Source organism: uncultured Senegalimassilia sp. (genome assembly GCF_934630535.1).
Lineage (GTDB): Bacteria > Actinomycetota > Coriobacteriia > Coriobacteriales > Eggerthellaceae > Senegalimassilia.
In genome coordinates, this window is record NZ_CAKTVU010000001.1 from 120101 (window position 1) to 132988 (window position 12888).

Below are 12888 nucleotides of genomic sequence, written 5' to 3' on the forward strand. Positions count from 1 at the left end.
AATAGAGGTGAAGGCATGGCCGTAACGTACAAGGGCCTTACGATCAAGTTCGGCGGCGACACGACCGAGCTGCAAGGCGCGTTAAAGAAAGTGCAAGGCACGGCCAAGGACACGCAAGGCGCTCTCAAGGACATCAACCGCGCGCTCAAGCTCGACCCTGGCAACACCGAGCTTCTGACCGAGAAGGCGAAGCTCTTGAATCGAGCCTATGGCGAGACCAAGGCGAAGCTCGATGCCTACAAGTCGGCACTCGCTGGGCTTGAGGAAAAGCAGCGAAGCGGTGCTGCGCTCACGGAGCGCGAGCAAGCCCAGTATTCGAGCTTGAAAGCTCAGATAGCCATCTGCGAGAACCAGCTTGAGAGCTATGCCGACGACCTGAAAAACGTGAGCCGTGAAGCAGAAGCGTCCAAAACTGGGCTGTATCAGTTCGGCCAAACCATCCAAGACAACAGCGACAAGCTTGCAAAAGCTGGCAAGGGTCTTGAGACAACTGGCAAGACAATAACCGGCGCAGTCGGCGGCGCAGCGACGGCGCTCGTCGGATTGGCTTCGAGCCAAGAAGAGAACATCGAGCAGACTCATCAGCTCGACGCTGCCTGGAAGGATGCTGGAGGAACGAGCGAGCAGGCGCGGAACTCGTATACGCTCTTTTACAAGTTACTCGGCGAAGAGGACACTGCCACCGAAGCCGCGCAAAACCTGTCCCGCCTGACAACGAATCAGCAGGAGCTTGACCAGTGGACCAACATCGCCGCTGGCTCGTTTTCCAAGTTCGGCGACGCGTTGCCGCTAGAGAACCTGGTGGAAGCGTCGCAGGAGACGGCGCACACGGGCACCGTCACAGGCGGCTTGGCCGATGCGCTCAACTGGGCCACCGCGAGCAACGAGCAATGGAGCGCCGCGCTCTCTGGAAACCAGGCCGCGCAGCAGGCTTTCAATGACCAGCTAGACCAAGGTGCGACTAAAGAGGACGCGTTCAACGCCGCCCTTGCCGCATGCGGCAGCGAGCAGGAGCGTTCGACGCTCATCACGCAGACGCTTGACGGCCTTTACGGCGACATCGGGCAGACGTACCAGGAAACGAACAAGACCATGCTCGACACGCGCGAGCAGCAAGCCCAGCTCAACCAAAAGATGGCAGAAGCGGGCGAAGCGGCGATGCCGCTGAAAGAGAAGGTCTTGGAGCTTGGCACCACGTTGCTCGAAAAGGTGACGCCAGCGCTTGAGGGGGTCTCCAACTGGTATCAGCAGCTATCGCCAGAGCAGCAGGATCTGGTTACGAACATCGGGCTTGGGACGCTCGCGTTTGGCGGGCTCGCGACCGGCGCAGGCAAGGTTCTCCAAACTGGTACCGAGATCGGCGGCGCGATAAAGGGCGTTTCGGAGACATTCGGCGGGCTCAAGGGGGCCATCGGCGCAGTCGGCGGCGGATGGACTTTGTTCACAGGGCTTATCGCCGCGAACCCGATTCTGCTTGGTGTTGCGGCGGTGGCTGCTGCCGTTGCTGGCCTTACATGGTTTTTCACTCAGACCGAGGCAGGCAAGCAGCTGTGGTCTGATTTCACGGGCTGGATTTCCGAGAAATGGCAAGGCGTTCAAAATTTCTTTGCTGGAGTTCCCGCGTTCTGGCAGGGAGTATGGGACGGAATAACTGGCAAGTGCGAAGAAGTGAAGAACAGCCTAGCCGACAAATTCAATGGCATCCAGCAGAGCGCATCCAACGCCTGGGAAGGCTTGAAGAGCACAGCAAGCGACACGTGGAGCAACCTGCAAACCGCCGCAGCGGAGAAATTCGGTGCTATTAGAGATTCCATTCAGAACGACATGCAGACGGCCCAGACCGTCGGCAGCTCTGCGGCTGGCGCTTTGCAATCTGTCCTAAACGGCGATTGGGAGCAAGCGAGAAACCAGGCAAGCAACGCTTTTGATGCCATCAGAGACAACATATCGACCAAACTGCAAAACGCTCAGACCAATGCCATCAACGCGGGCAACGCAATCGGAGACAAGTTGGGCTTTCCTGGCCTTGGCTCAACGGTGGCTAACAAGTTCAACGAAATCAAGAACAACATAACCAGTCCCATTAATGATGCGTGGAACGTGATTAGCGGAATCCCCGGGCGCATTTCGTCTGCATTCAGCGGCATCCGAATAAGCTTGCCGCACATCAACCTGCCGCATTTCAACGTTTCTTGGCGCGACGTCGGCGGCGTCGTGAAGCTGCCGAGCGTGAGCGTCGATTGGTACGCAAAAGGCGGCTACTTCGACCGGCCCAGCATCATCGGCGTCGGCGAAGCAGGCGGCGAGCATGTTACGCCAGATAAGAAATTGCGCTCTAGCGTCGAGGACGCGGTTTCGCGCGCGTTCGATCGCGTTGGCGCAGGGGCTTCCCGCGCCGTCGAAATCGCCGTGACCGTGAACGCGAGCGTGTCCGACAAGCTGGACGCCTACACCACTGGTCAGCAAATTGGCGCTGGTATCGCGAGCCGCCTTAAGCAGAAGGGAGTGACCGTTGGAGCGTAACCGCAAGCGCAACCAGACCGACAGCATCGTGTTCAACGGCCATGACCTTTCGAGCCTGGTTTATTGTAAAATTCGCCGCCCTGTCATGGCGAGCGTCGATGCGACGTTCGAAGATGTGCCGGGGCGGCACGGCGAGGTTTTCAAAACAGTCAAGCGCGATGGCTACGACCTCTCGGTCGATATGTGGCTGCGCACAGAGCATCGCCGCGACGTAGCGGAAGCCCGCCACAAACTCGCGGCGATGCTCTGGGCCGACGAGCCCGCGCCGCTGTTTCTGCCAGACGATCCGACGCGGCACCTTATGGCTATCGTCAGCGGAAGCACCGACCTAGACGAGATAACTGACGATTGCCCGAGCTGCACGGTGACGTTCCATATCGGCGACCCGGACTATCGCGGCCAAAGCCGACGCATCGAAGTGAGCGGTTCAGCGGCGTTCGCCGTCGGCGGCACGCTGCCAGCACCGATGAGAGTGACGGCGAAGCCTGGCGCTTGCAGCTCTTGGCGTATCACCAACGCCGATACGGGCGAGTTCGTTGAGGTGGTTCAGGCGTTGACGGCTGACAGCATTGTTCGGCTCGATTTCGCAACGGAGCAAGCCACGGTGAACGGCTCGGTCGCGGCACTCAACATCATGAGCGATTTCTTCGAGATAAATGGCCGCGCTCACTTGAAGATTACAGGCGGCACAGCAACTATCGAATGGGAGGAACGATGGCTTTAATCTCGCGCATCGGCTTCACCCTGTTCGACCGCTGGGGCGAGAACATGGGGCGCTTGGCTTACACTGCCGCAACACACGCCGAAGCGCTCGACGGAACCGACGAGCTTAAGATCACATGCGGTCGCGAGCTTTCAAAGGGTCAGCGCGTCGTTTGGGTAGACCGTCAAGGCAATGCGCACGAGCATCTTGTCGATGAGGTCTCTCAGGTTCACGACGAAAGCGGCAAGACCTACTGCGAAGCCGTCTGCATAAACTCCATCGCCGAGCTGCTCGATGACTATATAGAAGATAAGCGGCCTAGCGGCGGCGTGGCCGAAGCGCTCACGTCCATCTTGGGCGGTACGCGCTGGGAAGTCGGAACATGCGATCTCAAGACCAGCGCATCGCATACGTTCTACCATACGAGCGTACGAGAGGGGTTGACCGACCTCATTGCGACATGGGGCGGCGAGCTTGAGACGCGCATCGAGACCGACGGCGTTAAGGTCACGCATCGCTACATCGGTGTGCGGGCTTCGCGCGGCGACCAGCAAAGCCCGAAGCGTTTCACCTGGACGAAGGACATCGTTGACATAAAGCGCACCGTCGGCAGCGCTAACCCGAAAACGCGCGTCTACGGCTACGGCAAGGGCGTGGAGACCGATACGGGCGGCTACGGTCGCCGCTTGACGTTCGGCGACATCAACGGTGGCAAGGACTACGTAGAAGACGCGGAAGCCACCAAGATTTGGGGGCATCCCGACGGCAAGGGCGGAATCCTGCCTGCCGTCGATACGTACATCAACGAGCAGTGCGAGGATGCCGCGCAGCTGTTGCAAGAGACGCAAGACTACCTTGACGCCGTAAAGGAGCCGACGGTCTCTTACGAAGCCAACGTGCTCGACCTGTACGCCTACGGGCGCACGTGGGAAGGCGTGGCGCTGGGCGATTGCGTGGCGATCATCGACAAGCAGTTCGCCGAGGGCGGCATACGCCTTAAGGGTCGCGTCTCGCAGATTGAGCGCGATTTGGTCACGGCAGAGACCACGGTGATGTTCGGCAACCTGGTCGACGCGCTCACCGACATGTGGGAGACGATCGCTGGCGCGTTGAAATCGGGCGCGGCTTCGAGGGCGAACTACGACGCCGTCACTAACCCTTCCGTCGGATGGTTGCAGCTTCTACAATCGGCGCTCAACAAGCAGTTCAACGCCGTCGGCACCTACAAGGTCGAATCGTTCGAGCTTGGGCAGGTTTTCAGCAACGTCGCCCTGAACCCCGAGACGGGAACGCCCGTCAAAACGACATCCAACATGTGGGCCGTGAACATCAACGGCATGGGCATCCGCCTTGCGTCATCGCTCACGGCTGACGGGCAATGGGCTTGGACGACGTTCATCACGGGGCAAAGCGTGAACGCCGATTGCATCAACGTCGGAACCATGCACGCCGACCGCGTGCGCGCTGGCCTGCTCACCGACGAGAAGGGCAAGAACTTCTGGAACCTCGACACGGGCGAGTTCCAGCTTTCGCCAGGCGATGTGAACTACGGCACTGGCGGATGGACGCTCGATAGCGTCGTGAACGACCTCGACAAGAGGGCGACAGACAACGCGAATGACGTCAAAACCCTAGGCAACGAAACGAGCACCGCGCTCAATGAGCTGACCGAGAACCTTGGCGAGACCGACAAGTCGCTCTCAGAGCTAAAGACATCGCTCGACAACCTCGACGGTACCGTCAACGACCTCGCGAGCGACGGCGTGGTGACCGAAGCCGAAAAAGCCGCCGTCAACAAGATTCTGCAAACGATCGAGAAGGAGCAATCAGACCTTTCGAGCGAGTACAGCACCCTGAACAACAGCACCTCGCTCAACGCCCAATTCAAGGCGAACGTCCTGGCCCCGAAATACAACGCGGCGTTCGGCAAAGGCCAGGCGTACGACAACCTGAAAGACTGCATCGACAAGGTTCTCGCGTGCAAGACAGCCGACGCGCTCAAGTCGGCGATGATCGAGTACAAGAGCGCATACAGCACTTACGCGAGCGCGGTCAACGCGTACCACTCGGCGGCGTACAGCGCGAAGAGCACCATCGAGCAATCGAAGGCCAAGGCGACGGCGCAGGGACTTTTGAGCGACTACGACGATGCGTTGACGCAAAAAGAGATCTTCAACAGGCTCACGAACAACGGTGCCACCCAAGGCGTCTACATGAGCAACGGAAAGCTCTATATCAACGCTTCGTATATGTCCACAGGCATTATTTCCGACAAAATCGGTCGAAACACGTGGAACCTCAACACCGGAGTGCTCACAACGAACTACATGACGGCCAACTACATGACGGCCAACGGAACGTTCAAATGCGGATACTCCAACTATTACACGATGCTAAACAACTCTGGTCAAATGAGCGGGTATCGAACAGACAACAGCAGCACGAGAAGCGTCGGATACATCGATTATTCCAGCTCGTCACGTGATACTTCTACAGGCGCGCTTTCATATGGCCTACAGCTTCAAGCAGAGGGCATCGTACGCGTCTCTACGCCGAAACTGTCCATATCAACGTCATCGAATCACTCTGTAACGACCACCAACGCGGGAACGGGAACGCTTTGGCTCGCAGGTTTCGACCACAACCCCGGCGATGGATGGAGCCTGAACGATCTTCGAGCCTACCAACTGCCGTTTGTGAACGGAATATGCACACGTGGATTCTAGAAGAAAGGAGACGCTATGAGCGAAGAGGAATCTTTGACGAAGACGATTGTGGCGTACATCTTGCATGACCCAATCGGAAACGTTGAGGGCTATATATCAGACTTTGATACAGAAGCGCTTAAGCGGGCAGAAGAGAACGGCATGGTCATCATAGCCGAATACAGCGATGGAACGCGTGCCATCGTGAAGGCATCTGATGTCGTTGAGCCCAAACCGAGCCTGAACGGCATCAGCGTGACAACGCCCGAATATGTCAACGCCCGTGCCGTCGCCACGGTGGAGTGCTTCAACGCATTGGCTCAGGTGCTGCAACCTACAGATGCGGTGATGCAGTCCGCAGATGACGCAGATGACACAGATGCGAAGTCACTCGACCCGTTTGGAGCCTTCAAGGCAGCGATCTCGCGCCTTCAAGTTCTTGCAATTGATGGTGATGCCTAATGAACACGCAGACCATCGAGCTTGATATCGACAAGCGCGGATGCGGGAATAACTGCATCCGCATCGCGCAGGGAGAGAGCGGCGGCACCACCATCAAGGCACTCATCTACGATAACGGCGCAGAGTTCGCGCTTTCGGGCTATACGGCCTACATTGTTGCGCGTTTGCCCGATCGAATCCATTACTACAAGGGAACCGCAACCGTTTCGGGAAATACGGTTACGTATGTCTGCGAAGAAAGCAAGCTCGCGTGCGTCCCTGGATACACCGACGAAGCCTATTTCGAATTCACCAAGAGCTCGCAAACGGTGCAGACCGAACGTTTCGCGCTCGACATCATGCGCGACGCCCGCGAGGGCAACGCGCCCGCGCAGTCTTGGGACAACGCCGTCGAGGCGTTGGAGAAACGTGCCGAGACAGCCGTTTCGAAGGGCGAGAAGGCCGCGACCGTCGCGACCGCCGCAGTCGGCAATGCCAACGCCGCCGTGAACATCTGCAAGAGCGCGACCGAAGCTGCCAACACGGCAACCAGCAAGGCCAACGCGGCAACAAGAAGCGCGAACGACGCCACGACGGCGGCGAACGCGGCGAAAGCCAACGCGGACGCTGCAACCGATGCCGCGAAGACGGCGACGAACGCCGCAAACGCATCGAAGGACAGCGCCGACGAAGCGGCGGCGGACGCCCGCAAGGCGGCTGAGGAAGCTCGCGGCTCCATCAGCACCGACATGAAGATCTATTTCAAACGAGTGACCGACGCGCAGGGCAACTCTTGGCCCGTGCTGGTCGATATGACTGTTTAGGAGGTCAAAGGATGGATTTCAATTTCCCGCGAAACGAGACGCTTGAGCGCATCGCCGTCGCGCTCGAAGGCATGGGCGCATCGACGGTGCCGAAGTTCAACGAGGGAACGGGACGCTACGACAATGCGAGTATCGCCGCTTGGCTCGCGAAGATGCGCGACGGCAAGAACTACGGCGTGAGCATTCCCAAAGGCAGTTCTACCGCCTGCACCAAGACTGGTGCGAATGCAGGTATCGCGAACCCGAAGCCAGGCGTCATCGGTCGCGCGGCGGTAGACCCGTACGTCGGCCATGGCGCGTTCGTCTTCTTCGAGGTCAACGGCGGCGTCGATGCCGACGGCACGCCGTACGTCACGGCAATCGACGGCGATGGGCGCTTCTCGCGCGCGAACGATACGTGGATTATGACACCCGTGCTGTACACGCTTGAGACCGAGACCGACGATGCCGTCAACCTCACGGTTTCCGACACGCGACAGCCGGGCATGAAGCGGCAACCCGCCGCCCTGCTGCCGAACGGCGCGCAGCGTCCCTATATGCTCTACGCGAAATACGCCCTGTCGGTCGACGCCGACGGCAATCCGCGCAGCGTGAGCGGCGCACCAGTCAAGACGCGCACCGTGAGCCATGACGGCGGCGTCTCGCTCATGAAGACGGCCACTACGGGCGATGCGCTCAAGGCCGCTGCCGACGACTGGTACGTGAAGGCGATGTTCCTGCTCAAGTACGCCACGAAGAACTCGCAGAGCGTCTTCGCGGGCTGCACCGCATACGACGTGACGGCAACGCCGACGCTCACCGAGAGCAACACCACGCGCGTCGTAATCGCGAAGGACAAGGCCGACCAGGTTCTCGTAGGCTCGGCGATGATGCTCGGCACGCACACGGGAGACAGCACCGACCGTGGCTATAGCTACAACTGTGACGTATTCGACGGCGCGAAGGTCATCAAGAAAGCGGCAGTCGATGCTTCGAACGTCGCGATCTACTTCGATGTCGCGAAGCCGTTCAGCACCGCTACCACCTACCAGCTCGCGACTTCGCCGTGGAACACGGGCGCGTGCGACATGGTTGAGGGAGACGGCTCACCGACGAGCTGCACCGACTCCAAGCAGCCGTTCGTTGTCCAGGGCATCGAACTTGGCTTGGGCATGTACGAGGTTCTAGGTAACGTGCTCATCCAGTACACGGGCAGCGGCACCGTCGTGTGGGTTAATCCCGACACCAAGAATGAGAAGTCTGGCGGCATGCCAGATTCGGCGCTAAGCATCGGCGCATTCCCTGGCTCTGCTGGCGCAGGCTGGAATTACGGCCTTTACCCGAAGACCGCCAACGGCCTGATGATGCAGCAAGGAACTGGCGCGTCAACGTCCGTCGGCATCTGCGACGGCAACTACAAGGTCGCGGACACCACCGTCGGCTGGCGAGAGTGGCTTTCCCTCGGCGCCTTGTGGCACGGGGGCGTTGCTGGCCTTTGGTGCGTCGACGGCGACTACGGCACCGGCGCCTCCCGGTGGTGCATCGGCTCGCGCCGCTCTGCCAATGGTCGCTCAAGGGGTGAAGCGGCGTAAGCCGCGAGGGGACTTGTCCCCTCTGAAAAACAAGCAGGGATTCGCGGCGCGCGGGCTGTCATGCTCTCTTGGCTTTCCCTCGGCAACTTGAGGAACAGGGGCAATGCTGGCCTTTGGTACGTCAACGGCAACAACGGCACCGGCAACACCAGGTGGAGCATCGGCTCGCGCCTATCTGGAACAACTAACAACCAGCTGAGCACTTCCGCCGCGACTACCCGCCGTGCTGGCAACGAGCGGGCATTGGCCTGGGTCAACTGACTGAAATGGCTTTAAGACCACTGGGACAGTAGCCGTGTCGGCGACCTCTCAGACAGCATCCAGAGAGAAACGGTCTAAACAATTGAAGAGTTATTGCAAAGGGCTCCGCATCGACGGAGCCCTTATTAGTAGAGCCTACGAATCATGGCTCGCCGCGCCCGCTGGAAAGAAGAACGCGTGGCGCGTACCCGACGAGCACGGCAGCTCCGAGTCGCTTATTGCGGAAATCGAGAGCGAGATCGCGTCGCGCACGCTCGCGCTTCGCCCCATCAAGCGCTACAGGCACCGCGAGCCGACGAACGGCAAGCTGCGCATCATCGGCGTCGAATCGGTCAAGCAGCAGATATGCGACTACGTGGCAATCGAAGCGCTAAGCGGGCTGCTGCGCTCGAAAGTCGGCTTCTGGCAGGTTTCCAGCGTGAAGGGCAAAGGCCAGCTAATGGCTGCGAACGCCGTGAGCCGCTGGGTTCAGGAAGGCGGCTATTTCGTCCATTTGGACGTTCGCAAGTGCTATCCGTCGATAAAGGCCGATGTGGTCATGCGCATCCTCCGCCGCTATGTGAGAAGCCCCGACGTGCTGTACCTGTGCGAGACGCTGCTCGCGACCTACGGCGGCGGGTTGGAGATCGGCAGCTATTTCAGCCTGCGAATGGCGCAGCTGGTTCTCTCGTTTGGCTACCACGCCGTGGAGGGCATGCGCAAGGTTCGGCGCGGCTGCAACGTGCCGATGGTGGCGCACCAGCTCTGGTATGCCGACGACATCTATCTGTTCAGCCAAGACAAGCGCAACCTGCGAAGCGCCGCGCGGCAGCTGCAAAGGCTGCTGCTCAAGGACTTCGGCCTGCACGTCAAGCCTTGGAAGGTCTGCCGCGTCGGCGACGAGGAACCAGTCGACGTCGTGGGCTTCACCGTCCGGCGGAACCGCGTGACGTTGCGGTCAACACTGTTCCTTCGAGCATGCAGGGCGTTTCGCAAGTACAGGCGATTGCCGACGCTAGGACGCGCCAGGCGCGTGTGCAGCTATTGGGGCTGGTTCAAGAACACCGATTCGCTCCGTCTCGTGATAGGCAACGGGTTCGACAAGGCATTTAAGCAAGCAAAACGGCATGTGAGCGCCGTGGAAAGGAAGGAACATGAGCTATCAAACGGTATCGGCGACGCCGCTCGCGGCGGTGCTGATTGAGGCGCGCGCGGACAACGTGACCGCTGATGTTTGGCTTCGCAAGAACATCGATAAGGACGTTGCCGATAACGGCCCCGACGCCGAGAAGTCCATCGAGTTCTACAAAGCCGACGAGCTTCATTTCGTCCAAGTCGGGGTGCCGACCGTCGATGAGGTGACGGCGGCATTCGATGAGCTGTGGGAAGCGCACGAGGATGACGAGCTTACCGACGCCGAACGCATCGACGCGCTCATGGCGCAGCTAAAGGCGACCAACGCCGCGCTCGATGACACAAACGCCGCGTTGCTCGAAATCGGCGATTTGGTAGGCGGTGAAGAGTAATGGCGAAGATCTACTACGAGGCCGTGAAGAGCGGCAAGCGAACGCTCGACAGCGTGCCGAAGCGTTGGCGCGACGCCGTGGCGGCGATGCTCGAAGCAGACAAGAAGAACGACCAGGAAGGTTAAGGATATGGATTTCACTGCAATTTACACGTTCACCGAACAGCAGGTTTGGGCGATTGCTGGCGCGTTTCTGCTGATGCTGTTCGACATGATCAGCGGCATCGTTGCAGCCATCATGAACCGCGAGTTTAAGAGCTCCACGATGCGCACTGGGCTTGGACACAAAGCGGTTCTCGCGCTCATCATCTTGCTTGCGATGTGCATCGAGATTCTAAGTGCCCACGTGGCTGGATTAGGCTTCGGCGGTGTGACCGTGTACGTCGTATGCGTCGCGATTATCGTCATGGAGGTCGCGAGTATCCTCGAAAACCTCTGCAAGGCTTACCCAGAAATCGCGAACCTTACCATCATGAAGATTTTCGAGCACGCCGACGCCGAAGCGGCTACCGCGAAGGTGATCGCCGATGAAGCATCTAAGCGCGGTTAGGCTCAAGCTCGCAATTGCGTTGCTGTTAGGTGTCGCTATCGGCTTCGCGGCGTGGTTCGGCGTGACGCTCGACCATGTGCAGGCTGACAGATCAAGCGCCACCGAGAGCTATGAGCGTGGCTACAGCGACGGCGTGCAAGATGCGCAGCCCATCATCGACAAGCAAATGAACACACCGAAGAGCGGCTATATGCCGCTCTTCTTACAGAAAGACCCGCAATGGGCGTCGTACGCCTACAGCGACGGTACGATAGGCACCTACGGTTGCGGGCTGACTTGCGCAGCTATGGCTCTGAGCTATGAGAACGGCACCACCGTCACGCCAGACCTGCTCGCGAGCCTTGTGGGCGAAGCGTGCCTTACAGACCGTGTTAACGACATGGCAAAGTTCTCGCAGCTGCTTCATGACCGCTACGGTTTCGACTGCGTTGACACGTTCTGGGACATCGACACAGCGCTTGGCTACATCGATGATGGATGGATCATCTTCGCTGGCGTGAGCGGAACACTTGGCGAGCGCAACTACGGGAGCCACGTCGTGATGCTGTGGCACGGAAACGATGACGGCACCTACGCGATGCGAGACCCAGACGATGGGGCGAATTCAATCAAGACATGGACGCGTGAAGAGCTTGAAGCCGTCGGCTTCGGCTCTTTCAACGCTTTGAGAGGTGATAAGCGATGACTATGAAGGGCATCGACATTTCCGATTACCAGCGCGGCATCAACCTTGCCGCAATCGACTACGATTTCATGATTTGCAAAGCGACCGAGGGAACAAGCATCGTCCATACGACGTGCGATCCGTTCATCCAGAAGGCAATCGCCATGGGGAAGTGCTGGGGCTTCTACCACTTCATGAACAAGGAAGACCCTATCGCGCAGGCGAATTACTTCTATGAGAGCTGCAAAGGCTATTTCGGCGCGGGTATTCCAATCCTCGATTATGAGATGTACGGAAGAATTGGCACCGACGGCGCTAAGAAGTTCCTCGACCGAATCTATGAGCTTACAGGCGTGCGCTGTATCGTGTACATGAGCCGTAGCGTTTGCGAGGAAGAGGATTGGAGCGCAATCGCGCCAAATCATGCGCTCTGGGTTGCCCAATACGCAAACGACGATACTACTTGTTATCAGGATTCGCCGTGGTTGCCGTCGGGCAGCTTCGGCGCATGGAGCATGTGCGCGATTCATCAGTACACGTCCCATGGCCGTATCGACGGATACGGCGGCAACCTCGACCTCGACATCGCCTATATGGATGCCGCCGCATGGGCGAAGTTCGCAAACCCCAACGGCGGCACGCCCGCGCATGCGCCGTCCAACGACCCGCAAGGCAGCACGGCAGACCTTGCCGCCGCCGTCATGCGCGGTGAGTACGGCAACGGAGACGATCGCCGTAACCGCCTAGGCTCGCGCTACGATGAAGTTCAAAACCTCATCAACCGCGCCGCTTCCGCAAGCGTCGATGACCTTGCTAGCGACGTACTCAACGGGATTTTCGGCAACGGTGACACCCGCCGCGCAATCCTCGCAGACCGTTATGACGATGTTCAGGATCGCGTGAACGAGCGCGCCAATGGCGTTGACATCGACGCTCTTGCCCGCGCCGTGATTCGCGGTAAGTACGGAGATGGCGATGCGCGCCGCGCTGCCCTGGGAAGCAACTACGATGCCGTACAGAACCGCGTGAACGAGCTTCTTGCATGAAAGACGAAGCTATCTGGGGCATCGGCGTTGCGGCTGGCGTACTAGTCACGCTGTGCCTTCTACCGTTCGTGCCCATCTTTTGGGCGGTATCGAAGC

General features: G+C 59.2%; 12 protein-coding genes. All 12 read left to right on the top strand.

What is annotated here, in order from left to right; genetic code table 11:
• Positions 1-15 precede the first annotated feature (15 nt).
• The 12 genes from Q0D52_RS00585 to Q0D52_RS00640 all read left to right on the top strand — a co-directional run bounded on the left by Q0D52_RS00585 (position 16) and on the right by Q0D52_RS00640 (position 12792).
• Complete coding sequence (locus Q0D52_RS00585) at positions 16-2523, top strand: hypothetical protein (RefSeq protein ID WP_294379469.1); 2508 nt, start codon at positions 16-18, stop codon at positions 2521-2523.
• On the top strand, positions 2513-3247 hold the full coding sequence (locus Q0D52_RS00590; RefSeq protein WP_294379471.1) for a distal tail protein Dit: 735 nt from the start codon (positions 2513-2515) through the stop codon (positions 3245-3247). Before Q0D52_RS00585 ends, Q0D52_RS00590 begins: the two co-directional genes overlap by 11 nt.
• Positions 3238-5952, top strand: a complete 2715-nt coding sequence (locus Q0D52_RS00595) for a phage tail spike protein (RefSeq protein WP_294379474.1) — start codon at positions 3238-3240, stop codon at positions 5950-5952. The genes Q0D52_RS00590 and Q0D52_RS00595 overlap by 10 nt, the downstream gene beginning before the upstream one ends.
• A 15-nt stretch (positions 5953-5967) precedes the next feature.
• On the top strand, positions 5968-6393 hold the full coding sequence (locus Q0D52_RS00600) for a hypothetical protein (RefSeq protein WP_294379476.1): 426 nt from the start codon (positions 5968-5970) through the stop codon (positions 6391-6393).
• Positions 6393-7196, top strand: a complete 804-nt coding sequence (locus Q0D52_RS00605) for a BppU family phage baseplate upper protein (protein WP_294379477.1) — start codon at positions 6393-6395, stop codon at positions 7194-7196. Before Q0D52_RS00600 ends, Q0D52_RS00605 begins: the two co-directional genes overlap by 1 nt.
• Before the next feature lie 11 nt (positions 7197-7207).
• Positions 7208-8767 carry a hypothetical protein gene (locus Q0D52_RS00610; protein WP_294379478.1) on the top strand — a complete coding sequence of 520 codons (1560 nt, stop codon included), beginning with the start codon at positions 7208-7210 and terminating at the stop codon, positions 8765-8767.
• A gap of 343 nt (positions 8768-9110) precedes the next feature.
• Positions 9111-10211, top strand: a complete 1101-nt coding sequence (locus Q0D52_RS00615; RefSeq protein ID WP_294379479.1) for an RNA-directed DNA polymerase — start codon at positions 9111-9113, stop codon at positions 10209-10211.
• A complete protein-coding gene (locus tag Q0D52_RS00620) occupies positions 10162-10533 on the top strand; it encodes a hypothetical protein (RefSeq protein ID WP_294379480.1) in 372 nt (123 codons plus the stop codon). Before Q0D52_RS00615 ends, Q0D52_RS00620 begins: the two co-directional genes overlap by 50 nt.
• Complete coding sequence (locus Q0D52_RS00625) at positions 10533-10658, top strand: CD1375 family protein (protein ID WP_294379481.1); 126 nt, start codon at positions 10533-10535, stop codon at positions 10656-10658. Before Q0D52_RS00620 ends, Q0D52_RS00625 begins: the two co-directional genes overlap by 1 nt.
• A 4-nt stretch (positions 10659-10662) precedes the next feature.
• Complete coding sequence (locus tag Q0D52_RS00630) at positions 10663-11082, top strand: phage holin family protein (protein WP_294379482.1); 420 nt, start codon at positions 10663-10665, stop codon at positions 11080-11082.
• Entirely contained in the window at positions 11060-11767 is a 708-nt protein-coding gene (locus Q0D52_RS00635; protein WP_294379483.1) for a C39 family peptidase, read from the top strand. The genes Q0D52_RS00630 and Q0D52_RS00635 overlap by 23 nt, the downstream gene beginning before the upstream one ends.
• Positions 11764-12792, top strand: coding sequence for a GH25 family lysozyme (locus Q0D52_RS00640; RefSeq protein ID WP_294379484.1), 1029 nt, complete (start codon positions 11764-11766; stop codon positions 12790-12792). The genes Q0D52_RS00635 and Q0D52_RS00640 overlap by 4 nt, the downstream gene beginning before the upstream one ends.
• The last annotated feature ends 96 nt before the right edge of the window (positions 12793-12888 follow it).